This window comes from Amycolatopsis albidoflavus (genome assembly GCF_039525725.1).
Taxonomy (GTDB): domain Bacteria; phylum Actinomycetota; class Actinomycetes; order Mycobacteriales; family Pseudonocardiaceae; genus Amycolatopsis; species Amycolatopsis albidoflava.
The window spans coordinates 406,961-433,204 of the sequence record NZ_BAAAHV010000023.1; the positions used below are offsets into that span (position 1 = coordinate 406,961).

General features: G+C 69.7%; 22 protein-coding genes. 7 read left to right on the forward strand and 15 right to left on the reverse strand.

Going from position 1 to position 26,244, the window contains the following annotated elements:
• Positions 1-45: 45 nt before the first annotated feature.
• From ABD156_RS39200 to ABD156_RS39210, 3 genes are all read right to left on the reverse strand, one after another.
• Positions 46-318 carry a hypothetical protein gene (locus ABD156_RS39200; protein ID WP_344286081.1) on the reverse strand — a complete coding sequence of 91 codons (273 nt, stop codon included), beginning with the start codon at positions 316-318 and terminating at the stop codon, positions 46-48.
• A gap of 102 nt (positions 319-420) precedes the next feature.
• Complete coding sequence (locus tag ABD156_RS39205) at positions 421-1,815, reverse strand: mycothione reductase (RefSeq protein WP_344286082.1); 1,395 nt, start codon at positions 1,813-1,815, stop codon at positions 421-423.
• A 70-nt stretch (positions 1,816-1,885) separates the two neighbouring features.
• Entirely contained in the window at positions 1,886-2,746 is an 861-nt protein-coding gene (locus ABD156_RS39210; protein ID WP_344286083.1) for a M15 family metallopeptidase, read from the reverse strand.
• A gap of 172 nt (positions 2,747-2,918) precedes the next feature.
• On the opposite strand from ABD156_RS39210, the gene ABD156_RS39215 reads away from it, so the two are divergent.
• The gene (locus tag ABD156_RS39215; RefSeq protein ID WP_344286084.1) at positions 2,919-3,737 is read left to right on the forward strand and encodes a S1 family peptidase; all 819 of its coding nucleotides are present in this window, start codon (positions 2,919-2,921) and stop codon (positions 3,735-3,737) included.
• A 20-nt stretch (positions 3,738-3,757) separates the two neighbouring features.
• Positions 3,758-4,189, forward strand: a complete 432-nt coding sequence (locus ABD156_RS39220) for a GNAT family N-acetyltransferase (protein ID WP_344286085.1) — start codon at positions 3,758-3,760, stop codon at positions 4,187-4,189.
• 118 nt (positions 4,190-4,307) lie between these two features.
• Here the strand turns inward: ABD156_RS39220 and ABD156_RS39225 are convergent, their stop codons facing one another.
• From ABD156_RS39225 to ABD156_RS39240, 4 genes are all read right to left on the reverse strand, one after another.
• Positions 4,308-5,474 carry an 8-amino-7-oxononanoate synthase gene (locus tag ABD156_RS39225; RefSeq protein ID WP_344286086.1) on the reverse strand — a complete coding sequence of 389 codons (1,167 nt, stop codon included), beginning with the start codon at positions 5,472-5,474 and terminating at the stop codon, positions 4,308-4,310.
• Between the two features lie 899 nt (positions 5,475-6,373).
• A complete protein-coding gene (locus ABD156_RS39230; protein ID WP_344286087.1) occupies positions 6,374-8,125 on the reverse strand; it encodes a DEAD/DEAH box helicase in 1,752 nt (583 codons plus the stop codon).
• Between the two features lie 321 nt (positions 8,126-8,446).
• On the reverse strand, positions 8,447-9,403 hold the full coding sequence (locus tag ABD156_RS39235; protein WP_344286088.1) for a serine protein kinase RIO: 957 nt from the start codon (positions 9,401-9,403) through the stop codon (positions 8,447-8,449).
• Between the two features lie 186 nt (positions 9,404-9,589).
• Entirely contained in the window at positions 9,590-11,104 is a 1,515-nt protein-coding gene (locus ABD156_RS39240; protein WP_344286089.1) for an FAD-dependent oxidoreductase, read from the reverse strand.
• Positions 11,105-11,196: 92 nt separating this feature from the next.
• Between ABD156_RS39240 and ABD156_RS39245 the strand changes: the two genes are divergently transcribed.
• Positions 11,197-11,799, forward strand: a complete 603-nt coding sequence (locus tag ABD156_RS39245; RefSeq protein ID WP_344286090.1) for a TetR/AcrR family transcriptional regulator — start codon at positions 11,197-11,199, stop codon at positions 11,797-11,799.
• A gap of 185 nt (positions 11,800-11,984) precedes the next feature.
• Here ABD156_RS39245 and ABD156_RS39250 read toward each other — a convergent pair whose 3' ends face one another.
• Positions 11,985-12,971 carry an aldo/keto reductase gene (locus tag ABD156_RS39250; protein WP_344286091.1) on the reverse strand — a complete coding sequence of 329 codons (987 nt, stop codon included), beginning with the start codon at positions 12,969-12,971 and terminating at the stop codon, positions 11,985-11,987.
• Between the two features lie 83 nt (positions 12,972-13,054).
• On the opposite strand from ABD156_RS39250, the gene ABD156_RS39255 reads away from it, so the two are divergent.
• Positions 13,055-14,590 (forward strand): phytoene desaturase family protein, encoded by a 1,536-nt coding sequence (locus ABD156_RS39255; RefSeq protein ID WP_344286092.1) that lies wholly within the window; start codon positions 13,055-13,057, stop codon positions 14,588-14,590.
• Positions 14,591-14,856: 266 nt separating this feature from the next.
• Here ABD156_RS39255 and yaaA read toward each other — a convergent pair whose 3' ends face one another.
• Positions 14,857-15,600 carry a peroxide stress protein YaaA gene (yaaA, locus tag ABD156_RS39260; protein ID WP_344286093.1) on the reverse strand — a complete coding sequence of 248 codons (744 nt, stop codon included), beginning with the start codon at positions 15,598-15,600 and terminating at the stop codon, positions 14,857-14,859.
• A 66-nt stretch (positions 15,601-15,666) separates the two neighbouring features.
• Between yaaA and ABD156_RS39265 the strand changes: the two genes are divergently transcribed.
• Positions 15,667-16,632, forward strand: coding sequence for a GNAT family N-acetyltransferase (locus tag ABD156_RS39265; protein WP_344286094.1), 966 nt, complete (start codon positions 15,667-15,669; stop codon positions 16,630-16,632).
• A 372-nt stretch (positions 16,633-17,004) separates the two neighbouring features.
• Here ABD156_RS39265 and ABD156_RS39270 read toward each other — a convergent pair whose 3' ends face one another.
• The gene (locus ABD156_RS39270) at positions 17,005-17,361 is read right to left on the reverse strand and encodes a VOC family protein (protein WP_344286095.1); all 357 of its coding nucleotides are present in this window, start codon (positions 17,359-17,361) and stop codon (positions 17,005-17,007) included.
• A 124-nt stretch (positions 17,362-17,485) separates the two neighbouring features.
• On the opposite strand from ABD156_RS39270, the gene ABD156_RS39275 reads away from it, so the two are divergent.
• Entirely contained in the window at positions 17,486-19,234 is a 1,749-nt protein-coding gene (locus ABD156_RS39275; protein WP_344286096.1) for a proline--tRNA ligase, read from the forward strand.
• 5 nt (positions 19,235-19,239) lie between these two features.
• Positions 19,240-20,241 (forward strand): DUF8017 domain-containing protein, encoded by a 1,002-nt coding sequence (locus ABD156_RS39280; protein WP_344286097.1) that lies wholly within the window; start codon positions 19,240-19,242, stop codon positions 20,239-20,241.
• Here the strand turns inward: ABD156_RS39280 and ABD156_RS39285 are convergent.
• From ABD156_RS39285 to ABD156_RS39305, 5 genes are all read right to left on the reverse strand, one after another.
• Positions 20,181-22,352, reverse strand: a complete 2,172-nt coding sequence (locus tag ABD156_RS39285; protein WP_344286098.1) for a bifunctional lysylphosphatidylglycerol flippase/synthetase MprF — start codon at positions 22,350-22,352, stop codon at positions 20,181-20,183. The two genes, ABD156_RS39280 and ABD156_RS39285, sit on opposite strands and share 61 nt — an antisense overlap.
• Before the next feature lie 233 nt (positions 22,353-22,585).
• The gene (locus tag ABD156_RS39290) at positions 22,586-23,287 is read right to left on the reverse strand and encodes a haloacid dehalogenase-like hydrolase (protein WP_344286116.1); all 702 of its coding nucleotides are present in this window, start codon (positions 23,285-23,287) and stop codon (positions 22,586-22,588) included.
• 30 nt (positions 23,288-23,317) lie between these two features.
• A complete protein-coding gene (locus tag ABD156_RS39295; protein WP_037820381.1) occupies positions 23,318-23,728 on the reverse strand; it encodes a YjbQ family protein in 411 nt (136 codons plus the stop codon).
• Positions 23,729-23,744: 16 nt separating this feature from the next.
• The gene (locus ABD156_RS39300; protein ID WP_237598574.1) at positions 23,745-24,389 is read right to left on the reverse strand and encodes a response regulator transcription factor; all 645 of its coding nucleotides are present in this window, start codon (positions 24,387-24,389) and stop codon (positions 23,745-23,747) included.
• Positions 24,390-24,413: 24 nt separating this feature from the next.
• The gene (locus tag ABD156_RS39305) at positions 24,414-25,835 is read right to left on the reverse strand and encodes a sensor histidine kinase (protein WP_344286099.1); all 1,422 of its coding nucleotides are present in this window, start codon (positions 25,833-25,835) and stop codon (positions 24,414-24,416) included.
• Between the last annotated feature and the right edge of the window lie 409 nt (positions 25,836-26,244).

Genomic DNA, 26,244 nt, shown 5'->3' on the forward strand with positions numbered 1-26,244 from the left:
CCCGACGAGGTCTGCCCACTGTGGACACTGCCGCCGGACAGCCGCCTAACTCGCCAGCGCGGCGTCTTCCAGCACCGGCCCGGGAAGCTGGCCGGTGCGCCGGACGTCGTCGAGCGCGGCCACCGCGACCGCGAGACATTGCACAGCCTGTTCGGACGGCATCGCCCGAAGCTCTTCCAGCAATGCCTGCGTCGCGGCCGTCGTCCCGAGCTCCGCGCGCCGCACGGCGAACATCAGCTCGAGATCCGTGACCTCGCTCCAGCGAGCGGCCAAATCTTTCGCGGCCACAACGATTCCCCCGGCGATCATGTCGGTCATGTCAGTCCCCGCACCTCCGCGGGGAACAGTAACAACGCGACATCCTTGTTACCCGATTCGGGAATCGCCTCGGCGCGAGATCAACTCTGGGTATCCCCGGGGTCAGTCGAGCGGCAGGTTCAGCAGCGCGTTTTCCACCAGTTCCGGCATCGCCGGGTGGATCCAGTACTGCCCGCGCGCCATCGACCGCGCGTCGAGGCCGAAGCTCATCGCCTGGATCAGCGGCTGGATCACCGTCGACGCCTGCGGGCCGATGATGTGCGCGCCCAGCAGCTGTCCGGTCGCCGGGTCGGCGAGCAGCTTCGCGAAACCGGTGGTGTCCTCCATCGCCCAGCCGTAGGCGATGCCCGCGTAGTCCTGCTTCGAGACCACAAAGGACAGTCCGCGTTCGGTCGCCTGCGCCTCGGTCAGTCCGACCGACGCCACCTGCGGCGAGGTGAACACCGCGTGCGGCACGAAGCGGTGGTCGGCCTTGATGCGGTCGTCCGGGTGCGCCAGATTGTGTTGCACCACGCGGGCTTCGTGGTTCGCGACGTGCTTCAGCTCCAGCGGCGACGAGATGTCCCCGAGCGCGTAGATGCCTTCGACGGACGTCTGCTGGTAGTCGTCCACCACGACGTGCCCGCGCTCGGTGGTGGCGACGCCGGTGGCGGCCACGTCGAGCAGATCCGAGTTCGGCTTGCGGCCGGTGGCGACCAGGATCAGATCGGCCTCGACGGTCTCCGCGCCCTGCGGGCCTTCGAGATCCAGCGCGACCCCGTTGTCCGTGCGGCGCGCGCGAACCGTCTTGCGCTCCAGCCGGACGTCGAACCGCTGCGAAGCCAGTTCGGTGAACCGGGCGCTGACGTCCGCGTCCTCCTGCCGCAGCAGGGCGCCGGAGCGGTTCACCATCGTGACCGCGACGCCGAACGACGCGAAGACGTGCGCGAATTCCGCCGCGATGTAGCCGCCGCCGAGGATGACGATCCGCTCCGGCAGGGCGTCGAGGCGCATGATCGTGTCGGAGGTGTAGTACCCGGTTTCGGCCAGCCCCGGCACGTCCGGGATCACCGGCCGCCCGCCCGCGGCGAGCACGAACCGGTCCGCGGTGACGACCTCGTCCGGACGCCCGTCGGGGAAGCTGACGCGCAGCTCCTTCATCCCGGTGAACCGGCCCTCGCCGCGGTAGACGTCGACGTTGCGGTTGTCCTCGTGGTTCTCGCGGTACTCCGCGCCGCCCTCGGCGATCGGGTCGATCCGGCCGAAGATCCGGTCCCGGATGTCCGGCCAGCGCACCGCGGTGAGCTCCTCGTCCACGCCGAAGCGCGAGCTGCCAGCGGGCGTCGCGGCGACGTCGGCGGCGTAGACGAACATCTTCGTCGGGATGCAGCCGACGTTCAGGCAGGTCCCGCCGAACACGCCCTTCTCGACGATGGCCGTCCGGAGGTCGGCGAACTCCGGCCCGAGGATCGAGTTTCCCGATCCGGTCCCGATGATCACCAGGTCGTAGTGCGGCACGGCGGTCCTTCCCGAAAGCGGTCTGCTGCCAGCCTAGTCAACCCCGGCGACCCGCCCCGGTGTTCCCGGATCACTCGCCGTTGGCTGTGAAATGCATCCGGTCGACCGGCGACTTCCACGCCCCGCCCCACTGCCAGCCCGCTCCGGCGAACGCGCGCACGATCGGGCCGTCCGCGGTGACCATCCCCGGCCGCACGTTCGCGCGGTCGACGTAGGCGGATGCCAGCTCCGGCACGACGAGGTCGTCCTTGGTGTAGGGATTGCAGAACGGATTGACGTCCACCGCGAGCCCGTACGCGTGCGCGGACCAGTTCTTCTGTCCGCGCATCGGACGGCAGACGAACGCGCTGGTGTCGTTACCGTCGCCGGTGGGCGGTGCGTTGAGCTCGGCGGGGGAGGTGATGCGCATTTCCTCGATGGGGAACTGCTGCGCGTACAGCTCGCTGAACGCTTTCACCACCGCTGAAGCGCCGTCCTTGTTCACCAGCAGCTCGCCGGTGTGCGCGCGCTGGTCGAAACCCCAGAAGGAAAGCGTGACGTAGCGGAGGTCGGCCGACGACACCGGGCACGCGGCCTGCCAGGTGCTGCGCTTGAGCACGGTGTCAGGGACGTCGGCGATCTTCGCGGCGTACGTGGTGCTCGACGGCGGCGGGAGGAAATCCTGGGTCGGCAGCGAGCGGTTCACCAGTTCGGGTGGAGTCGGCTGGATCTCGCCGAAGCCGTCCGGGCGCAGCGGAAGCGGGCGAGCACCCACCTGCCAGGTGACGGCGGGAGCGCTCGTCGCTGTCCGAGTTGCCGGAAGTGTCGGGCTGGGCGCTGCCGACGGCGCGGCCAACGGGCTCGGCGGGGGAGCCGTGGGAGTGCTCGTGGCACATCCGGCCAGCAAGAAGACTGTCAGCGCGCCGGCCGTCGCGGCTGTTTTCCGTCGCATGACTCCACTTAATCGAATGCGCTCGGTGTATAGAGAGTCCACCCGTTCCAGTGACACCGTTTTGGGCTTGGCCCGTTTAGGGTAATCGCGGCCGTGTGTGCACGCGCCGGAGTCGGTTGATTCCCGTGCGCGTCCAGGCTGTGCTGTCGTAGTGCCGATGAAGGGAAAGCCCATGCCCGCGAAGTTCCGTCGTCCGGTCTTGCTCGCGGCGGGGTCGCTGCTCGCCGCCGCGATCGCGGTCCCGGTCGGCTCGGCCTGGGCGTCGACGCCTTCCGATCCCGGCTCGCACGCGCAGCCGCGGATCGTCGGCGGCAGCGAAGCCTCGCTGGCCGACCACCCGTACGCGGTGTACCTCACCGACCAGAGCGGTTCGCAGTTCTGCGGCGCGGTGATCGTGAGCCCGTCCGCGGTGGCGACCGCCGCGCACTGCGCGAAAGCCCTGCCGAAATCGTCGGTCCACGTGGTCGCCGGCCGCCAGGACAAACGCGGCGACGACGGCGTGGAACTCGGCGTCTCGCGGGTCTGGGTGAACCCGGACTACAGCGACCCGACCAAGGGCGACGACATCGCGGTGCTGACTGTGCGCGGACGGCTGCCGTACCGCGCGGCGAAGCTCGCGGGCAAGAGCGACCAGTCGTTGTACGCGGAAGGCACGCAGGCGACCGTGCTGGGCTGGGGACGGCTTTCCGAAGGCGGGGAGCGGTCGGATGTGCTGCGCAGCGCCCAGGTGCCGGTCGTCAGCGACTCCACCTGCAAGACGGCCTACGACACCTACGACCCGGCGAGCATGGTGTGCGCCGGGTACCCGCAGGGCGGCCAGGACGCGTGCCAGGGAGATTCCGGCGGCCCGCTCGTCGAAGGCGACACCCTGGTCGGCATCGTGTCCTTCGGCGACGGATGCGGGAAGCCGGGCAAGCCCGGGGTGTACACGCGGGTTTCGCAGTTCTCGGACGACATCGCGGCGCAATCCCAGGCGCGGCTCTTCGGCTGAGCTGTGTTAAGCAGGGTGGTGTGACGACTCTGCACCGCGCTGCCGGACCCGACCTCGCCGCCGCCGATCTGTACGAGATCCTCCGGCTGCGGTCGGACGTGTTCGTGGTGGAACAAGACTGCGTATACGCCGACATCGACGGGCGCGATCTGCTTCCGGAGACGCAGCACCTGTGGCTGACTTCCGGCTCGGAAGTGGTGGCGTGCCTGCGCGTGCTGGCCGAACCCGGCGGCGGCGCGCGGATCGGCCGGGTGGTGACGGCGAAATCGGCGCGCGGCCAGGGTTTGGCGGCGCAGTTGATGGCGGCCGCGGTGGAGGGCGCGCCGGGCGAGTTCGTGCTGGAGGCGCAGACCTATGCGCAGCAGCTTTACGCGCGGTTCGGGTTTGTGGCCGAGGGCGAGGAATACCTCGAGGACGGGATTCCGCACATCACCATGCGCCGCCGGGGATAGCGGGGTTTTCGGCGGGCTGCCTCACCCGGCACGGATGGCGGTGCGCTGTCGGGAGTTCGCACTCGATGCGCGGCAGCCTCATGCGGGTCCGTGGAGTTCTTTGGGGAGGCCGCCGGGATCAGCCGCGAGGCGCGGTCGCCGCGATCACCTTCACCGCGCGGTCGACGTCCGCTTCGGAGAGGTCCGCGCGGGCGGTGAGACGCAGCCGGGAAACGCCGTCCGGTACGGCGGGCGGGCGGAAGCAGCCGACCTGGATTCCTTGCTCCGCACAGGCTTCCGCCCACGCGGTGGCCGCCTGCGGCGACGGCGTCGGCACCGCGACCACGGCGGTTTCCGGGAGTTCGACCGGCAGACCGGCGTTTTTCAGCCCCATCGCCAGGTTTCCGGCGTTCTCGACGACCTTCGCCGGCAGGTCCGGTTCGGACTTGAGCACCTGCAACGCAGTCAGCGCGGCGGCGGCGCTCGCCGGGGCGAGGGCGGTGTCGAAGATGAAGCTGCGCGCGGTGTCCACGAGATGCCGGATCACGCGGCGCGGACCGACGACGGCGCCGCCTTGTGAGCCGAGGGCGTTCGAGAGTGTAAGGGTGGTGACGACGTCCGGCGCGGACGACAGGCCCGCGGCGTGCACCGCGCCCCGGCCGCCTTCGCCGAGGACGCCGAAGCCGTGTGCGTCGTTGACCACCAGCGCGGCACTGTGCGCACGGCAGATTTCGGCGAGTTCACCCAGCGGCGCGAGCTCGCCGTCGGCCGAGAACACCGAGTCGGCAACCACGACCGCGCGCGGTTTGCGTCGAGTGGCCAACGCGTGCTTGATCGCCGACGGGGCCGAATGCTCGACAGCCGCGATGTCCGCGCGGGACAGCCGGCAGCCTTCGACCAGCGAGGCGTGGACGTACTTGTCGGTGACGATCGCCGATTCGGCCCCGGACAGGGCCGTGACCGCGCCGAGGTTGGCGGTGAATCCGGAGGAGAACACCAGCGCCGCTTGGGCTCCGCAGAACCGGGCGAGTTCGTGTTCGAGCTCCGCGTGGAGTTCGGTGGACCCGGTGACCAGCCGCGACCCAGTCGCCCCAGCCCCCCACCGCAACGCAGCCGCGGCAGCGGCTCCGGCGACGCGCTTGTCCCGGGCGAGCCCGAGGTAGTCGCCGCCCGCGAGATCGAGCGCGGTGTGCTGCGCCGGACGAGGATTCATCCGCCGGGAGAGCCCGGCTTCCGCGCGCCGCTGGCCTTCGGTTTCAAGCCAGTCGAAGACGTTCTCAGGCGGCAGCGGCGGAGTGTCAGTCACTGAGGCAGTGTCGCATCCGGCCGGGTGGCGCGTTTCCCACCCCCGCTTCGGCCCCTGCCTTGGGAGGCCCGGGAAGCGGGGCGGGGCAACGGAAACCAGGCTGCTGTGGTGGTGGGGCGTGGCTGGTTGGTGGAGTGTGGTCGGCGAGATGTTGTTTGGCGGCCGCTGCTGCGCTGGGCGAGGTTTTGTTTGGCAGTGGCTGCTGTGGCGGTGGAGCGTGGCTGGTGGAGTGTGGTTGGCCGGGCGAGGTGCTGTTTGGCGGTGATGGCTGCGCTGGGCGAGGTCGTGCTCAGTAGTGATCGCTGCGACGGGCGAGGCATTGTTTGGCGATCGTCGCTGTGCTGGGTGCGGTCGTGCTCGGCAGTGGCTGCTGCGGTTGTGGGGTCTGGCTGGCGGTGCGTGGTGGGCAGGGTGAGGTGTTGTTTGGCGATCGCCGTTGCGCTGGGTGCGGTCGTGCTCGGCAGTAGCCGCTGCGGCTGTGTGGCATGGCTGGCTGGCGGGTGGGTGGTCCGCAGGACGAGGCGTTGTTCGGCGGCGACTGTCGCGGCGGGCGTGGCGTTGTTCGGCCACGACTGTTTGCTTGGCGGCACGTTGTTCGGCGACGGCCGGTGGGACGGGCGTGATGCTCTTGGGCGGCGACGGTCGCGCTGTGCGTGATGCAGTTCGGCGACGATCGCTGCGGCGGCGCAGCCCGGTGTGGCAACGGCCATTGAGCCGGGCGTGACTGCCGGGGCGCGGTGACTGGCGCTGGCTGGCCGCGAGCCCGTGCCCAGCTGTCGCGGTGCGCGAACCGGCCCGGGAACGAAGACCCCCCGGCCGACCGGCCCGGCACCCGAACCCTGCCGGAAACGAAGAACGGCCCCGCCGAAGCGGGGCCGTTCTCAGTGTTCAAGCGTCAATCACGAGTCGTGTCCGCGGCGCGGGCCACGGCTCGGGCGGCCGAAGCCGCCGCCGGCGCGGGACTGCTTTCGGCTGCGGCTGTAACCGCCGCCGCCGTGGTTTTCCCGGGAGCCGTAGCCGCCTTCGCGGGCGTAGCCTCCCTCGCGACCGCCTTCGCGCGAGTAGCCTCCCTCGCGACCGCCCTCGCGGGCGTAACCGGCGTCGCGGGAGCCGCGGCCTTCGTACGAGCCGCGGTTGTAGCCGCCGTCGCGCGAGCCTCGGTCGTCACGCGAACCGTAACCACCGCGGTCGTCGCGGGAGCCGTAACCGCCGCGATCGTCACGCGAGCCGTAACCACCGCGGCCGCCTTCGCGGGAGCCGCGGTAGCCGCCGCCTTCGCGCGGGCCTCGGAAGCCGCCGCGGTCGCCGCCGAAACCTCGGCCGCCGGAGCGGCGCGGGGACTCCCGGCGACGCTCCACCACCGGCTCGCCGCTCGGCTCGCGGGCGCCGGTGATGCGCGACAGGTCCTCGTCCTCGGCGCGGATCATCGTGGTCTCGGCGCGGACGCCGGCCCGGTCGGTCATCCGGCGGACGGTGCGCCGCTGGTCGTGCGTCACCAGGGTGACGACGATGCCGGACGCGCCCGCGCGGGCGGTGCGGCCCGCGCGGTGCAGGTAGTCCTTGTGGTCCGCGGCCGGGTCGACGTGCAGCACCAGGGAGATGTCGTCGACGTGGATGCCGCGCGCGGCGACGTCGGTGGCCACCAGGACCGCCGCGTGGCCTTCCTTGAAGTCGGCGAGGACGCGGTTGCGCTGGCCCTGGGTCTTGCCGCCGTGCAGGGCGACCGCGTGCACGCCGCTCTCGCGCAGCCGCTCGGTGAGCCGGTCCACGTGGTGCTTGGTGCGCACGAACATGATCGTGCGGCCCTCGCGGGCGCCGATCCGGGTGATGATGTCCTGCTTGTCCGAGTGCGACACCTGGAACAGGTGGTGGTCCATGGTGGTGACGCTCGCGGTCGACGGCGCGACCGAGTGCGTGACCGGGTCGGCCAGGTACTGCCGGACCAGCTTGTCGACGTCGCCGTCGAGCGTCGCGGAGAACAGCAGCCGCTGCCCGCCGGGAGGGGTGAGGTCCATGATCTCGCGGACCTGCGGCATGAAGCCCATGTCGGCCATCTGGTCGGCCTCGTCGAGCGCGATGAAGTTGCAGTCGCCGAGCGAGGCGGTGCCCTGGCGGACGTGGTCCGACAGCCGGCCCGGGGTGGCGATCAGCAGGTCGACGCCGCGGGCGAGCGACTCCGCCTGGCGGCCGAAGGACATGCCGCCGACCGCGGTGCGGCACCACAGGCCGAGGGACTTGGCGAGCGGGGTCAGCGAGTCGGCCACCTGCATGGCCAGTTCGCGGGTCGGCACCAGCACGAGCGCGCGGGGGCGCTTCGGGCGGGCCTTGCCGCCGTCGAGCCGGGCCAGGATGGCCAGGCCGAAGGCCAGCGTCTTGCCGGAACCGGTCTGGGCGCGGCCCAGCACGTCGCGGCCGGCCAGCGCGTCCGGGATGGTCGCGGACTGGATCGGGAACGGGGAGTCGATGCCCGCCTCGGCGAGCGCCCGCAGCAGCGGCTCGGGCAGGCCCAGCTGGGCGAAGGTCTTCACGGCGGGGGTTTCCACCGTGTCGTTGTGGAGAACGTCTCCACCGGCCGGCCGGTGCCGCGGCTTGCGCTCGGGGCGGTCCCCGCGGGAGCGGGAAGACTGGCCGGGTTCGTACGTGACTGTCACAAATGCCTCTCGGACGTGGCACGTCGCAAGGGAGGCCCGGGCTGCCCGCGCGCAGGCAGGGCAAGATGGTGTGGCGATGGGCGTTCACAGGGACGGACCCGGTGCGCCGAGCCATGGCGTGGCACACCGACGGAAATTGCTTCGGATGGCCGCGAGTCCTTCTGCGGACTGTGGAGGCGACGGACACCAACTCATCCACGCCGCCGTTGCGGTCTTGACACACTCTACCTGAGAGATCGCGGTTGCCCCGCACCCAGGTGGGCGGTTGTGGGCGGGGTCGCAGGTGTGCGCTGCCGCACACTCGCGGCCCCGCCCGCCCGCTCAGCCGAGACCGGCCGCGCTTTCCAGTTCCCGCACCAGGTCATCGGTGTCGGTGACCTGTTCGGACAGTCCGCGGCCGTGGAACCAGCCGGCGAGGTTCGCGACGTCCCGGGCCAGGAATTCCCGGCCGCGGGGGTTCGCGATCACGTCGACCGCCTGGGGAAGGTCGATCACCATCAGGTGTCCTTCGTGCACCAGGAGGTTGTACGCGGACAGGTCGCCGTGCGCGAGCCCTTGCCCCGCCAGGAGTTCCAGCGCGGACACGGCCTGCTCCCACAGGTCGGCCAGCTCGTCCGGTTCGGGCCGCAGTTGCGCCAGCCGGGGCGCTGCGGTGCCGTCAGATTCGCCGAGGAATTCCAGCAGGATCTCGGTGCCGTGCCGCTGCACCGGATACGGCACCGGCGCGCCGATCGTCCACAAGCGACTGAGGACGGCGAACTCCGCCACCGCCCACTGTTCGGCGATCAGGTTGCGGCCGAACGAGGTGCGCCCGGCCATCGCGCGCATCTCGCGGGACCGGCGCATCCGCCTGCCCTCGAGATAGCCCGCGTCGCGGTGGAACAGCTTGTGCTCGTCTGAGCGGTATCGCTTGGCCGCAAGCAGAACGCCGTCTTCGCCGGGAAGATTGCGGCGCAGCAGGTGGACATCCGCTTCCTTGCCGGTCTTGAGCACGCCGAGGTCGGTGTCGACCGCGGCGAGTTCCGTGACCACCCAGTCCGGCCGGGGATGCGGCCCTTGGTCGGCGTCGTCCCAGTTGGACCATCGGTCGGCGCCGTCGGGCAGTTCGGTTTCGGTGTAGGCGTCTTCCCGAAGCTGGGAGAGACGGACTCGCTCGGCTTCGGTGAGCCGTCCCCGACGGGCCGGGGCGGGCCCGTCGTCATAGCTCGGGCGACGGCGCATCCGGCGGTCGGTGTAGTCGGAGGCGTCGGAAAATTCGTCGAAATCGTGCTCGCGCACTGGTGGGTTCTCCTAGATCAGGGTGCCCACCGGGCGAGCGCGTGCTCTAGCCGAGGCGGGCGGGCGGAAGAGGGCAGGACAGCGCCCGGACAATCTCCACGACGCACCTCCCTTTCTTCCGGCAGCCGGCGGCTTCCCGCCGGACGCCGCTCACTGTGCCGTCCGCCTCGAACTCCCGCAACTTATTTATTTCGCACCCGCCCATCGCGCGAGCGCGGCGTCGAGAAGCTTCTGGTCGTCGCTCCCGGAACTCGCCCAGACGATCACTCCGTCCGGCCGCACGAGCAGGCTCGGTTCGTCGGCCGGATCGGCGACGCAGGCCAGCCGATCCGCCAAGCCGGAGACCGCGAACCGGCCGTCGGGGGAGCGGTCGACGAGCACGAACCGTCCGTCGTGCGCGTGGTCGGCGAGGCGGGTTCCGGACGTCAGCTCGACGTCCCCGGCAATCGACCCGACCGGTTCGGCGGCGTCGTCGGCGACGTCGTAGTGCTGCAGGATTCCGGACGACAGCGCGACGATGCGGTTCATCGCGGCCGGCACCTTGAGCAGTTCGCCGCCGACGATCTTGCGCAGCTGCTCGGTGCGTTCGTCACCGCGCAGGAGCGCGACCTGGGCACGGGTCCAGTCGAGCACCCCCGCGCCGATCGGGTGGCGTTCGGTTTCGTAGGTGTCGAGCAGCCCCGCCGGAGCCCAGCCCTGGATGGTCGCGGCGAGCTTCCAGCCGAGGTTCGCCGCGTCGCCGAGGCCGAGGTTCAGGCCCTGTCCGCCGAGCGGGGAGTGGACGTGCGCGGCGTCGCCTGCCAGGAACACGCGGCCTTGGCGGTAATGCCGCGCTTGACGCGCGTTGTCGGTGAACCGCGTTGCCCTGCCGTGGATTCCGGTGATGGTGACCGGGACCCCGGTGACGTCGCGGACGGCTTCCTGCAGCTCCTCGACCGACACCGGAACGTCGCGGTCGTGCGGCGGCTTCCGGAAGCGGCTGAGGAAAATCCGGCCGGGGACCGGTCCGTACGCGTAGACCCCGCGCGGCGTCCAGGTCCAGCCGGGGCGCAGGCCGCTCGCGTCCTCGAAGTCGGCGATCGCCTGGTAGCCGGTCATGTCCGGGTCTGTGCCAGCGAACTCGACGCCGAGCTGCTTGCGGATGACGCTCCGCCCGCCGTCGGCCGCGACGAGCCAGCCCGCGGCGAACTCGCCCGCGCTCGTTTCGACAGTCACGGAGTCGTCGGCGGCCCGCACCCCCTGGACTTCGACGCCGCGCCGGACCTCGACTCCGAGCTGAGCGCAGTGTTCGGCGAGCATCAGCTCGACCTCCTGCTGCGGCACGCCGAGCCCGTTCGACACCGCCCGGTGCGCGGCGAGCACGGGGTCGCTCTGATCGATCAGGTCGTTGTCGAACAGGAAACCGGCGAAGTGCCCGGCGGCCAGGAACCGGCGGCCGCCCCGCCTGGCGGCCTCGACTGTCTGCCCGAATCGGCCGACCGATTCGAGGAACCGCCGCTGCGCCGCCTCCGCCGCGGGCAGCAGGCCGCGCCGGTCGAGCAGTTCGGCGCTGGCGACGTTGACCGACCCGGCCTTGATGTTCTGGTCCGGCTCCTCCAGCCGGTCCAGCACGGTCACTCCCACCCCGCGCAGCGCGAGCTCCCCGGCGAGGAACAACCCGGTGGGCCCGGCCCCGGCGACGATCACCTCGGTCCGCTCCATGACGTACTCCCCTCTATCCTTGCCCGACGGCTTAACCAAGTGTGCTTACTGAGTAAGCTTACCAGGTAAATGTAACACGGAAGGGTGGACTCATGCCCAATCGCGGCGATCGGGGCGGAGCCAGGACGCGGGCGCGGATCGCCGAGGTCGCGACCGCGCTGTTCCTGGAACGCGGGTTCGACGAGGTCACGATCGCCGAGGTCGCCGCGGCGGCCGGGGTGTCCAAGGTGACGGTGTTCTCGCACTTCGAGCGCAAGGAGGACCTGCTGCTGGACCGCTTGCCGGAGGCGATCGAACTGGTGCGGTCGGCGGTCCGGACGCGGACCGGCGGCGTGGTGGACGCGCTCCGGCAGCTCGCGCTGACGCTGCTGGACGAGGGGCACGTGCTGTCCGGCGTGGGCGGCGACGTCGAGCCGTTGATGCGGACGGTCGCGGAGTCGCCCGCGCTGATCGCACGGCTGCGGGCGTTCGGGTACGAGATGGAAGCCGAACTGGCCGCGGAACTCGCCGCGGACACGCGGTTTTCCGGGGACGCGGTGCTGGCGGCTGCGTTAGTGGTGGCGGCCTACCGGACGGTGGCGGTGGCGACGGTCCGGCGCAGGCTGGAGGGGGAGGACCTGGCCGAGCTGGCGGAGTCGCACCGGGAGCGGTTGACGCAGGCGTTCGACGTGGTGGAGCGCATGGTCAGCGAGTGAAGCCCGGCCAGGTCTCGCTGGGGCGACTGCGGAGCGCGGCAGACCGGACTGGCTCCGGTTGAGGTCAAGGGGCTCGATCTCTGAAGGCGATCTGCTCCGGCCCGAACGAGAAACAGCTGTCCCTCGGGGAATGCCGCAGCCCAGGCGACGCTGGATCTTCTGTTGTCCAGCGCCGCCTCGGTGGTTCAGCGGTTGACGAACGCGAGGTGCGCCGCGTCGTAGCGCGCGCCCGCGAAGTTCTCCGGTGCGGCGACGGCCTCGATCGCGGCGAGGTCGTCCGCGGTCAGCTCAACCGTCAGGGCCGCGAGGTTTTCCTCCAGGTACTGCTTTCGCCGCGTGCCCGGGATCGGCACGACGTCCTCGCCACGCGCCTGCACCCACGCCAGCGCCAGCTGTCCGGTCGTGACCTCCTTCGCGCTGGCCAGCTCTTCGAGTTTCGCCACGATCGCGAGGTTCCGGTCGAGGTTGCCGTCGGCGAACCGGGGCTGGTATCGCCGCACGTCGTTGTCCGCCATGGTTTCGGTGGTGCGGTAGCGGCCGGTCAGGAAGCCGCGGCCGAGCGGGGAGAACGGGACGAGGCCGATGCCGAGTTCGCGGCAGGTTGGCACGATCTCGGCTTCGAGGTCGCGGGTCCACAGCGACCATTCGCTCTCCAGCGCGGCGATCGGGTGCACCGCGTGCGCGCGCCGGATGGTCTGCGCGCCCGCCTCGGAAAGCCCCAGATGCCGTACTTTTCCGGCCTGCACCAGCTCGGCCATCGCGCCGACGGTTTCCTCGATCGGGACGTCCGGATCGACTCGGTGGAGGTAGTACAGGTCGATGTAGTCGACGCCGAGCCGCTGCAGCGAGGCTTCGCAGGCCTGGCGCACGTAGGCGGCGTCGCCGCGGACTTCGGTCGGTTCGCCGAGGCGGTTCGCGATGCCGAATTTCGTGGCCAGCACTACCTCTTCGCGGCGGCCGGCGATCGCGCGGCCGATCAGCCGTTCGTTGTGGCCGGAGCCGTAAAAGTCAGACGTGTCAAGGAAAGTCGCGCCGAGGTCGAGGGCGTGGCGCAGCGTTTCGATCGACTGCGCGTCGTCGGTCGCGCCGTAGCCGTGGCTCATTCCCATGCAGCCCAAGCCCTGTGCGGAAACCGTCAGTCCGCCGAGGTTCCGGGTCGGGACGTCGGTCATGGTCGCTCCTTCTGCGCCGGATCTTGTCGTCGGCGACGCTAAGACCTGGAGTGCGCTCCGGGTCAAGCATTAGGCTCGCCGCGGTGGACTACGACGCGGTGATCGTGGGCGGCGGGCACAACGGGCTCGTCGCCGCTGCTTATCTGGCCCGGGCCGGACGGTCGGTGGCGGTGCTGGAACGACGTGCGGAGATCGGCGGCGCGGCGGTGTCGTTCCGCGCTTTCCCTGGCGTGGATGTCCGGTTGTCGCGGTATTCGTATCTGGTCAGCTTGTTGCCGAGGCGGATCGTGGCCGAGTTGGGGCTGGACATCCAGTTGCGTAGGCGGCGGATGTCGTCGTATACGCCGGTCGGCGACACGGGTCTCCTTGTCGACACTGGGGATGACGAGCGGACCGGAGCGTCGTTTCGCGCCGTTACCGGGTCTGCGAAGGATTACGCGGCTTGGCGGCGGTTTTACGCGGCGGCGGAGCGGGTCGCGGGGGCGACGTTCGATTCATTGACTGAGCCGTTGCCTGCCCGGGATGAGTTGCGGCGGCGGATTGGTGACGATGAGGCTTGGGCGACGTTTTTTGAGCGTCCGGTGGGGGAGACGTTGCGTGAGGTGTTCGAGAATGACGTTGTACGCGGGGTTGTGCTGACTGATGGGTTGATCGGTACTTTCGCTTCCGCGGAGGATGAGGGGCTTCGGCAGAATCGTTGCTTGCTTTATCACCTGATTGGTAATGGCACTGGTGATTGGGACGTTCCGGTTGGCGGGATGGGTGCGGTTACCGACGCGCTCGCTGGTGCGGCTCGTCGTGCTGGGGCGGTGCTGGTTACTGGTGCGGAGGTGGTCTCTGTCGCGCCGGATGGCGAGGTTCGTTATCGCGAAGGCGACGTGGAGCGTGTGGTGAGCGGGGGGCATGTGCTGGCGAATGTCGCGCCGCGGGTGCTTGCTCGGTTGCTTGGCGAGGAGGCCGGGGAGTCGCCTGAGGGGGCGCAGTTGAAGGTGAATATGGTGTTGCGGCGGTTGCCTCGGCTGCGTGATTCAGGTGTTGATCCGCGGGATGCGTTCGGGGGGACGTTTCATGTTAATGAATCGTTTTCTCAGTTGGAGACTGCTTATCGGGAGGCTGCTTCGGGGCGGATTCCGACGGTGCCGCCTTGTGAGATTTACTGTCATTCGTTGACTGATCCGTCTGTTCTCGGGGCGAGGGAACGGGCGGATGGGGTGCAGACGTTGACGTTGTTTGGGTTGCATATGCCTGCGCGGTTGTTCGAGGTGGATAATGAGGGGGCGCGGGGGGAGGCATTGCGGGCTACTTTGGCTTCGTTGGACAGTGTTCTTGCGGAGTCGGTTGTGGATTGTTTGCTGGTGGATGGTGAGGGGGCGCCTTGTATTGAGGTTAAAACTCCGGTGGATTTGGAGGCGGAGCTGGGGTTGCCTCGGGGGCATATTTTCCATCGGGATTTGGCTTGGCCGTATGGGGATGGCGAAGCGGTGGGGTCTTGGGGGGTTGAGACTCGGTACGAGCGGGTGTTGCTTTGCGGGGCTGGGGCGGTTCGGGGTGGCGGGGTTAGCGGGATTCCTGGGCGTAATGCGGCTATGGCGGTGTTGGGGCGGCGGAGGGGTGGGTGACTGCTCGTCGCCTGGCGGCGACATCGCGTCCCTGGGTTGCGTGGGGCACCCCAAAGCGTGATTGTGCTGACGGTCTGGGGGTGCTTGTCAAGGCGGGAAAGATGCCTTGACAAGCACCCCCAGACCGCAGGGACGCTTCGTATCGGGGTGCGGGGGAGGGGCTGGGTGCCTCGAACGTGGGTGCACCGGTGCGGTTTGGGGGCTGGGTGCCTCGATAGTTGGGTGCAGCGGTGGCGGTTGGGTGGGGCGGGGGCGCTCGCGGACGGTTAGTCGGTGAGGAGTTCTAGGGCGTGGTCGCCGGTGCGTTCTACGGTTAGGCCTGCTTTGGTGATTACGCGTACTAAGTGGTCCACAGTGGACGGTTCGCTTCGCGAGGTGGCCAGTACTGCGGCCAGTTTGCCTTTGTAGGCCTTGTTGAAGTGGCTTACCGTGGTGCGGTTGCCGTTGGCGTCTTCGGTGACTACTCGGACGGTTACTGCGTCTGCGCGCAGTTTTGCGAAGGCGGCGTATGTGCCCGAGCGGAGGTCCACGATCAGGCCTTCGACGTCGTGCAGCACTGGTTCCAGGACCGGCTTCCACAGGCCTCGGACGGTGCCCAGTGCGGGCACTGTGTTGCCGCCCGAGAGGCGGTAGGCGGGGATGGGGTCGGTGGCTGCTACGACGCCGAACAGGGAGGACGTGACGGCCAGCCGTTGTTGTGCTTTGGCCAGGCCAGCGCGGGTGAAGCTCTTGACGTCCAGCGCGTCGTAGAGGACGCCGGTGTAGCGGCTCAGCGCGGGCATCGTCGGGGAGGTCCAGAGCTGGGCGTTGCGGGTGACCTCGTCGGCTTGCCGTGCGGAGATGCCCAGCGCGGCGAGGCTCGCGGGGACGTCGGCGGCCAGTTCGACCAGGGCGTCGGCCAGTTTGGCGCGCACCGGGTTCAGTTCGGGGAACGACAGCGCGTCCAGGTCCAGCGGCGCGCCTTTGCCGCCGTCGGCCTTGGTTTCTGAAGGGGGGAGGAGCACCAGCACCCCCGGAGCGTAACCGCCGGGTAATCCGGGTGCGGCGGCCGTGTGCCGCTCCCTACTCTGGCCCGCATGGAACTCACCTGGCGCCCGCTCACGCTGGCCGACGTCGGCGCGGTCACCCGGCTCTGCACGGTCGCGGAGGAAGCCGACCGCACTGGTGAGCATTGGGACGAGGGCGACGTGCGCCAGGAACTGTCGGGCCCGTCAGTCGATCTGGCCGGGGCGAGCGCCGGTGCTTGGGACGGGGCGCGGCTGGTGAGCTACGCGCTGGTCATTGCCCGCGACGCGGCCGAGCCGGTGCATCAGCCGCACGTCGCGTCGCTGACCGACCCGGAGTACCGGACCGACGAGGTCGCTTCAGCGTTGACGGAGTGGCTTGTGCGGACGGCCCGGAGTGTCCACGCGCGGCATTTCCCGGACTCGAAGCTGGAACTGCACGCCGGCGCGCACGAGAACGAGCATTGGTACCTCTCGCTTCTCGAACGCGGCGGGTTCAAGCAGGAAAGGACCTTCGTCGAGATGCGCGCGGACCTGACCGCGCTGCCCCCTGCTCCGCCGCTCCCGGACGATCTCCCGCTGGTCGCCTGCGAGGAGCGCTACGACGCACTGGCGCTCGACGCGCGCAACGCCGCATTCGCCGGTCACTGGGGCAGCACGTGGCTCTCCGCGGACGAGTGGCGACACCGGTTCCGCGGCAACAAGGACTTTCAGCCTGACCTCTCGTTCCTCCTCCTTTCCCCGGACCGCGACCGGGCCGTGGCGTTCGTGATGTCGTCGTTCTACGCGGCGGACGCGGCGGCGACCGGCGTGCGGGAGCTGCACGTCAACTACGTCGGCACCCTGGCGGAGGCCCGCGGGCGAGGACTGGCGTCGGCGCTGCTGGCCCACACTCTCGAAGCCGGCCGCGCGGCAGGCTTCGAGAAATCGTCGCTGTCGGTGGACGTGGACAACACCCATCGCGCGCTCGCGGTCTACGAGCGGTGCGGGTATCGGACGGCTGAGCGGAATTACGGGTACGTTTTGCCGCTCGGCTGACCGTCGGGTGCGGGTCGCCGCGCAGGGTGGCTTCGGCCGGCTAGTGCGTCCGGGCACCCGCACGGTCGCGGGCGTTCGCCGACCGCCGTTGCGGCCCGCGTTCACCATGCGATGCGGAGCCTGTCCGCGACTGGGCGCCGGGGACCGAGCCAACTGACCGCGTCGGCTGTGAGCAAGCCGCCCGCGTCGGCCGCGAGCCAGCTGACTGCGTCGGCTGCGAGCCGACTGACCGCGTCCGCTGGCAGCTGCGTTCGCGGACGGCCGAGCCAGCCGATCGCTGCCCCCCGCTCCAGCCGATGGTGACCCCCGCGCCCGCCGATGGCGACCCCGCTCCAGCCGAGCGCGCCTGGTTCAGCCGCCGTCACCTCATCCTCAATGCGCCCCCTTCGCGGACACGCAAAACACATTCCCCTCCGGATCCTCCAGCACCGTCCACTCCAGCCCGGGCACCTGATGCCGCGCCAGCTCCACCGCGCCCAGCCCGACCAGCCGCCGGACCTCGGCCTCCCGGTCGTCCGCGCCGAAGTCGACGTGCACGCGGTTCTTGCCGCTCCGCGGCTCCGGCACCCGCTGCAACCCCAGCCGAGGCCCGCCCGACGCAGGGCCCTCCAGCATCACGAACTCGCCGTAGTCCGCCGCCACCGCTACGCCCAGCGCCGCCGTCCAGAACTCCGCCAGGCGCTGCGGCTCGGCGCAGTCGACGGTGATCATGCCCATCTCCAAACCCATGCCCGCACGCTAACCGTGACCACCGACAAAAACGGCGCCCGCCGATAACCCGCATGCGTCGCGGCCAGGGTGTTGACTACTCTGTGCGAAACGTCTAAGACCCGCTCAGTGCAGGGAGTTCCCAGTGATCACCAGGATGTCGTCGTTGTTCCTCCGCACGCTGCGCGAGGATCCGGCGGACGCCGAAGTGCCCAGCCACCGGCTGCTGGTGCGCGCCGGCTACGTCCGCCGGGTCGCCCCGGGTGGTTACTCGTGGCTGCCGCTCGGCCTGCGGGTGCTGCGCCGGGTCGAGGAGACCGTGCGCGAGGAGATGAACGCGATCGGCGCGCAGGAGATCCAGTTCCCCGCGCTGCTGCCCCGCGAACCGTACGAGGCCACCAACCGCTGGACCGAGTACGGAGACAACCTCTTCCGCCTCAAGGACCGCAAGGGAGCCGACTACCTCCTCGGCCCGACCCACGAGGAGCTGTTCGCGCTCACGGTGAAGGGGGAGTACAGCTCCTACAAGGACTTCCCGGTCACGCTGTACCAAATCCAGACCAAGTACCGCGACGAGGCGCGCCCCCGCGCGGGCATCCTGCGCGGCCGCGAGTTCGTCATGAAGGACTCCTACTCCTTCGACCTCGACGACGAGGGCCTGGAGAACTCGTACCAGAAGCACCGCGACGCCTACATCAAGCTGTTCGACCGCCTCGGCCTCGAGTACGTCATCGTGGCCGCCACGTCCGGCGCGATGGGCGGCTCGGCGTCCGAGGAGTTCCTCGCGGTCGCGGAGAACGGCGAGGACACCTTCGTCCGCAGCACCGAATCCGGCTACGCGGCGAACGTCGAGGCCGTGGTCACGCCCGCGCCCGCGGCCCGGCCGCTCGAAGGACTGCCCGAGGCGCAGGTCCACCACACCCCGGACACGCCGACCATCGAGACCCTCGTCGCGTTCTTCAACGCCGCCGGGCTCGGCCGCGAGTTCACCGCGGCGGACACGCTGAAGAACGTCCTGGTCAAGACGCGCCAGCCGGGCGCGAAGGAGTGGGAGCTGCTCGGCATCGGCGTCCCGGGCGACCGCGAGGTGGATTTCAAGCGTCTCGAAGCGGGGCTCGAGCCCGCCGAGGTGGAGCTGCTCGAGGAAGCCGACTTCGCCAAGAACCCGTTCCTGGTCAAGGGTTACATCGGCCCGAAGGGGCTGCAGGAGAACGGCGTCCGCTACCTCGTCGACCCGCGCGTGGTCGAGGGCACCGCCTGGCTGACCGGCGCTGACAAGCGCGACCACCACGTGCTCGACCTGGTCGTCGGCCGCGACTTCACGCCGGACGGCACCATCGAGGCCGCCGAGGTCCGCGAGGGCGACGCGTCGCCGGACGGACAGGGCACGCTCGTCGCCGCGCGCGGCATCGAGATCGGGCACATCTTCCAGCTCGGCCGCAAGTACACCGACGCCTTCGAGGTCGACGCGCTCGGCCCGGACTCCAAGCCGGTCCGGATCACCATGGGCTCCTACGGCGTCGGCGTCTCGCGCCTGGTCGCCGTGCTCGCCGAGCAGAACCACGACGAGCAGGGCCTGGTGTGGCCGCGCGAGGTGTCGCCGTTCGACGTGCACGTGGTCATCGCGGGCAAGGACGAGACGGTGCGCGAGGGCGCGGAGAAGATCGCCGCCGAACTCGACGCCGCCGGTCTCGAAATCATCCTCGACGACCGCAAGGCCACCCCTGGCGTGAAGTTCGCCGACGCGGAGCTGGTCGGCGTCCCGACGATCCTCGTCGTCGGCCGCGGCCTCGCGAACGGCCTGGTCGAGGTCAAGGACCGGCGCACCGGCGAACGCGAGGAGATCGCCGTCGACTCGGTCGTCGACCACCTCGCGAAGCTCGTCCGCGGCTGAAGCCCGTGGGCTGGTTCGGACGCAAACGCCGCGACGACGGCGGGTACCAGGACAACGCCGCGCTGAGCGGCTTCGGCGGGTACCAGCCGTCTGACGCGCCGAAGTTCCCGAGCGCCGGGTACGAGAAAACGGCGCCGCGGCCGTCCGAACCAGCCCCGCAGCCGCAGGGCGCTCCGCCGCCTGAAGAGGGCGGGGACCCTATGCGGCAGACCCTCACCCCGGCACAGCGCCGGAGGTCCACGCCCCGCAAAACCAACCTCCGGCTGGTGAAAGCGGTCCCGATCCTCATCATGATCGGGATCTTCGGCTACAACGTCTTCACCACCAAGAGCCACCACTCCGCCAGCACGGACGACACTCCGCGCGCCCCGTACACCTACCAGCCGGAACCACGCGTCGTCGTACCGCCAGTGGTCGCGGGATGGCAGTCAGTGGCGGGCAAAGACGGCAGTTACGCGTACGACGTGCCCCCGTCCTGGGAACCGGCGCCGACCACGCTGCACGGCTGGGACCCGGCCGCCGGATCGCCCGGAATCAACCTGACCACCAGCGCGTTCCTCGGCCAGCACAGCTGCAAGGAAGACGCGGTCGGCCAGATCGGCGGCGCGGGGTTCACCACCGAGAAGACCGGCGACGCCGCTGAGGCTGCCCGCAAAGCGGTAACTGACCTGGGCATCAGCGGCTACACCGGCAAAAGTGCTCCGGCCGCGAAGGTGACGCCTGGTGCGCCGGAGAAGGCCGAAGTCAAGATCGAGAACGAAAGCCGTGAGGGCACGCTCGTGGTCGCCGAGGTGGCCCCGAGCAACGCGCCGTGTCAGCCGCAGAGCGTGCTTGTCGGAGCACTCGCGCTCGGGGCCGGTGACAAGTCGGCCGTGCTGGTCGCGTACTCCGAACAAGGCCGCCCGGGTTCCGCGTCCCGGGACGACCTCGTCCGGATTCTGCACAGTTACCGCGGCGTTCCGGCCGCGGACCGGTCCACGACCACGCCGCCGCCGACCACGCGCTGACGCCGCAGCGCCAGCTTCGCGAAGTCCATCAGCCCGGCGTTCGGCAGATACGCGCGGCCCAGCGCGATCCCGATCCGCGGCAGGTCGGCCTCGTCGCGGTAAGCGAGGTACAGCGGCTCGTGCCGCGGCTGGAACTTCGCCTTGAACGCGTGCAGGGAACGGAATCCGTAGTACGGCTCCATCATCGAGCCCAGTGCGTCCAGCATCCGGTCGACCATCTGCCGCGGCGTGCTGTCGTTGCTGCGGACCAGCGGCGCGCCCGAGAGCGACACGAACTTCGCGCCCTCCTCGCGGAACGCCAGGCAGGTCGAGGCGATCAGGAACTCCATCACCGGCCGGAATCCGCCCGCGCGGCGGCGCATCACGTCGAGCGTCCAGCCGCCGACCTCGCCGTCGCCGGTGTGCACTGGCAGCCACGACGTCACGCCGTGCACCGTGCCGTCCGCGTCGACCGCGAGGCCGACCCGCGTCGCCGGGTCCATCGCCTGGTCCACGCCGCCGAGCGTGAAGCCCATTTCCGGCAGGCCCTTGTCGCAGATCCATTCCTCGGACAGCGCCCGCACCTGTTCCCGGATCGACCACGGCTGTTCGGCCAGCCGCACCAGCCGGAACTCGATCCCGTCCTTCTTCGCGCGGTTCAGCGCGGTCCGCACGTCTTGCCAGGCCTTGCCGCGGAATTCGAGGTTTTCCAAGTCCACCAACGTGTCCTCGGCGACCTGGACGTGCTGCCAGCCCAGTTTCGTGGTCTGCGCGACGGTCCCCGCGGTCGCCGAGAACACGCACGGCACGAGCCCGGTGTTCTCGCACATCGCGGAGAATTCCCGCAGCGTGCGGTCGCTCGTCCCGTCCGGCGCGACCGGGTCGCCGAGCGCCACCGCGACGCCGGCGTGCCGCTGGTACGCCAGGTACGACGTGCCGTCGGAGGCGACGAAGTAGGTGTTCTGCGGCCAGGTCGTCATCCACGAGATGGTGCTGCCGCCGTTGCGGCCCAGCAGAAGCCGCGCGAAGGCGGGGTCCGGTCCGCCGCGGAAGATCTTGCGCCGCCTGCGCCGCGAGGGAACCCGGAAGGCGCGCCTGGCCGAGATCAGCAACACCAGTTCGACTGTCCACAAGAGATTGTCCACGATGAACAGCGGCGGGCTGCTGAGGTCGTAGTCCTCGCGGATCAGCTGCGTGATCGCGACGAGCCCGGCGAGGACCGCCATCTGCGACGCGGCGAGCACGCACAGCGCGATCGCGCACCGCCAGGCGAACCGCGAACCGCGGCGCAGCCCGTTGAGGATCGGCACCGCGACGATGCACAGCGGAAGAAGTTCGTTGCCGGACAACGAGATCGAGTCCGACGAGCCGAACGGGCCGTCGCCGGGGACCAGCCACATCACCACTTCGGCGACGACCAGCAGCACCAATCCGGCCGACGCGAGCAGCCGCCATTCGCGCAGCGACGGCTTGTTGGCGTTGCGTGCGGCAGGTCCGGCGAGCCGCCGGCCCAGCGGCAGCGCGAGAACCAGCGCGAAGAAGTGCACGAGATCGGCGAGCGTGCCGACATAGACGATCGCGACTCCGGCGTACACGCAGAGCCCAGCTCGCAGCCGCAGCCGCCACGGCGTGCGCAGGGTCGCGCTGGTGATGGCGATCGCGGCGAGCGCGCCGCCGGAGAAACCGACGTCGAGCGTGCCGGAGATCCGGTCGGCCCAGGCCCAGCCGGAATTGCGGGAAAGTTCGAGGAATTGCACCGCGACGACGGTCGACACCAGCTGCCCGCCGATGGTCACCGCCATCGCGCGCCGGGTGCCGAGGTGCCATTCGGCGAACCCGGCCATCAGCGCGAAACTTCCCGCCATCGGCAGGTAGAACCACGGGCGCAGGGCGTAGAACGGCCCGGTGAACAGCGTCCACCAGCGGCCGTGCTCCAGCGACGGGAGGCCGTAGGCGTAGTAGTGGAAAGCGTGCTGGTGCTCGGCGGCGTGCCAGAGCGAGCCAGTCGCGACCCCCACGATCATGATCGCGAGCACGACGGTCGTCGTGAACGGAATCCGGTTCCACAGCACCGCTAGCCGTCCGCGTGCCTCTCCGGCCACGAGGCCGGTTCCCCCCTGTGCGATCGTCATGGGGAAAGTTTGGCGCGGCGATCTTAAGCGGTCATCGCCCGTCGGACCTACTTCTCCCCCTAAGGGACTGCTACCCCAGGGGGACCCGACCCTGGTCCCAAGACTGACCTTCGACGTAGTGCAACGCGCTGATCAGGGAAAACAGGCCGACATTCGGCCAATGAGAGGCGTAACCGACCCGGAACAGGGGTTGACGGCAAAGCCGCCCGAACGGGTGATCCCGGTCGCTTGCCTCAGGGCAGTCCGAGCACCGCGGCGCGGACCGCGGGCAGATCGGCGAGGTCCGGCAAAACGTGGTGTGCGCCCGCTTCGGCCAGCTGTCCGGCGGAAAACCGGCCCGTGGCAACGCCGATCGCCACCGCGCCGTAGTCGAGCGCCGCGTCGATGTCATTCGGAGTATCTCCGAGAATCACTACGGATTCAGCGGGAAATTCCCTGCCGTGCTTCGTTTCCGCGGCTTTGACGGCGTGCGGGACGAGATCCGCGCGGTGCGGCGAAAGCGAGCCGTAGCCGCCGATCTCCAGATCGAGATGCTCGTCGAGACCGAGCGCGGCGAGTTTGTGCAGCGAGATCTCCGGCAGGTTTCCGGTGACGAGACTCTGCACCACGCCGTCGGTCTTGGCGAGATCGGCGAGCACGGCCGCCGCTCCGTCGAGCGCCCGGCCTTCCTCGGGCAGCGTTTCGCGGGCGCGTTCGACGGCCGCGATCAGCTCCCGCCACATCCGCTGGATGGTGTCCTCGTCCGGTTCGATCCCGTGCAGGCTCAGCACGTCGGCGGTGATCGCGCGTTCGGTCCGGCCGCCGAAATCCGGGTGCGTGCGGAACTCCGCGCCGGTCGCCGCGGCCAGCGCCGAGCCGTACCAGCCGACCCCGAGCCCGGTGTAGTCGACGAGCGTGTGGTCGATGTCCCAGAGCACCAGCCGGTGCGCGCGAATGGCTGTCACGTCCGCGATGCTACGGCGGGATCAGCCGGTGAGGTAGCTGAAGCGGACCCGGCGGACGGGGTTGTCGACGTTGGTGTCCACCAGGCACACCGACTGCCAGGTGCCGAGCAGCAGCACGCCGCCGAGCACCGGCACGGTCGCGTACGGCGGGAGGAACGCCGGGAGGACGTGGTCGCGGCCGTGTCCGCCGGTGCCGTGCTGGTGGCGCCAGCGGTTGTCGCGGGGGAGCAGGTCGTCGAGCGCGGCGAGGAGGTCGTCGTCGCTGCCCGCGCCGGTTTCCAGTACCGCGAGCCCGGCCGTCGCGTGCGGCACCCACACGTGCAGCAGGCCGTCGGTGGCGTCGGCGTCGCGCAGGAACCTCTCGGCCTCCCGGGTCAGGTTGTGCACGACGGCGGTGTTCCCGGTGTGCACCTCGATCTCGGTGGAGTACATGCCGTCAGGGTAGGCGTCAGGAATCGAGATAGCGGAGCACGGCGAGGACGCGCCGGTTGTGCCCGTCCGACGGCGGCAGCCCCAGTTTGCCGAAGATGCTCGTCACGTACTTCTCGACCGAGCCCGCCGACAGGAACGCCTCCGCCGCGATCGCGGAGTTCGACCGGCCTTGCGCCATCAGCCCGAGGATCTCTCGTTCGCGCGGCGTCAGCTCGGCGAGCGGACCGGCCTGGCCGGTGGTCGCGAACAGCTGGCGGACGACTTCCGGATCGAGCACCGTCTCTCCGGCCGCGACGCGTTCCAGCGCGGTGAGGAAGTCCGACACCTCGGCGACGCGGTCCTTCAGCAGGTAGCCGACCGCGCCTGCTTCTCCGGCGAGGAGTTGCTTGGCGTAGTTGGTTTCGACGTACTGCGAGAAGACGAGGATCGCGCAGCCGGGCCGTTCGGCGCGCAGGTCTATTGCCGCGCGCAGGCCTTCGTCGGTGTGCGTCGGCGGCATTCTGATGTCCACAATGGACACGTCGGGCTGGTGTTCGCGGACGGCGGTTCGGAGGTCGTCGGCGTTCTTCACTGCCGCCGCTACCTCGTGGCCGCGCAGGCCCAGGAGTTCGACCAGGCCCTGGCGCAGGATTGCCGAGTCCTCCGCGATCACGATCCGCACTGTTTCCCCCTCATTTCCCCGAGCTTAGCGGTGGAGCGGGAGCGCCGCGGTGACTATGGTCGGGCCGCCGTTCGGGCTCGACACGGTGAGCTCGCCGTCGGCGGGGCGGAGTCGTTCGGCGATTCCGGACAGTCCGCCGCCGGGGATGATCGCGGCGCCGCCGGGGCCGTGGTCGACGACGGTTAGCCGGAGAACGTCTTCGCGGTCTTCGACCAGGACTGTGCATCTTCCGGCACCGTGTTTGGACGCGTTGGTCATGAATTCGGCGGCGGCGAAGTAGACGATCGTTTCCAGTGACGGGGGTGGGCGGCGGCTTAGTTCTACTGAGACTGTCGCGGAGAAGTCGGCCGAGCTGGCCAATGTGGACAGTGCGAGGCTCAAGCCTTTGTCGAGTGCCGCGGGGTGGATGCCGCGGGCTAGGTCGCGGAGTTCGACGAGGGCTTGTTTGGCGTTGCTGTGGGCGGTGTCGACCAGGGTGCGGATCTGGTCGAGGTTGACGGTGTCGGCGGCTAGTTCTTCTTTTGCCAGGCCGAGTTTCATCGCCATGGCGACTAGTTGGGCTTGGGCACCGTCGTGGAGGTCTCGTTCGATGCGGCGGAGTTGTTCCGCTGCTTCGTCTAGGGCGGTGGCTCGGGTTTCTTCGAGGAAGCGGACTCGTTCGCGGAGGCCTGGGTCGGCTACCAGGGTGCGGAGGAGGAGGCGGTCTACTCCGGTGAGGAGGTGCACTACGGCCGGCCAGACGGCTAGGACGGCGATGCCGAGGAGGCACCAGCCGAGGGAACCCAGCCAGCTGAAGCTCCGGATGTTGAAGACCGGCAGGCCGTGGCCGGGCCTGGTCTCGAGGAGCCAGGTGAGCGGGTAGGTGAAGGAGGCCAGGCCGAAGAAGCCGAGCGCGCCTGCGCCGATCATGGCCAGGAGGCCGAAGGGGAGGCGGACCAGGAGGTAGGCGACGGATCGCCAGGCTGTTCGGTCGCCTAGGCGGGCGGTGAGCCAGTTCCAGAGGCCTGGGGCCAGGTCGGTTCTTGGCGGGGGTGGGAGGGGGATTCCCAGGAGCCTGGTGGCAAGGCGGCGGTGGAGGCCGCTGAAGAGTCTTGCGCCGCGGAGGACTCCGGTGAGGATGAGGAGTCCGGCGAGTACTGGGGTTAGGGCTAGGCCGATGGCTGTTCCGGCTAGGAGGGGGACTACTGAGAGGAGGGGGAGGGGGCCGGTTAGGGCCAGCCAGGCGGTTTCGCGGAGGGCTTGGCGCGGGGTGGCGGGCCAGAGGCTGCGGAAGGTGGGGTCCGGCGGGTGACCTGGGGTGTGGCTTCGTATTGGGTGGGTGGTCACGTGGTTGAGTTTGCCGGGTTTGGGGGGTGAGGGGTACGGGGGTGGCCCGTGTGGTTGGGCGGGGGGTGGCCCTACCTCGTCGCCTGGCGGCGACCTTGCCGCGGTGGTTGCGTGGGGCACCCCGAAGGTTGATTGTGCTGACGGTCTGGGGGTGCTTGTCAAGGCGGGAAAGATGCCTTGACAAGCACCCCCAGACCGCAGGGACGCTTCGTATCGGGGTTGGGGGAGGGGCTGGGTGCCTCGATAGCGGGTGCATCGGTGCGGTTTGGGGGCTGGGTGCCTCGAACGTTGGGTGCAGCGGCGCGGGGGAGGGTTGGGTGCTTCGATCGCGGGTGCAGCGGTGCGGGGGTGGGGCTGGGTGCCTCGATCGTGGGTGCACCGGGTGCGGATTGGCGGGTGGGAGGGGCTGGGTGCGCCGATGGTTGGGTGCAACGGCTGCGGTCGCGGTGGTTGGGCTAGCGCCCCAATGGGGTTGTTTCATCGTGGTTTGTGCTGGTGGGGGTTGGGTTGTGGTGTGTGGTAGTGCTTA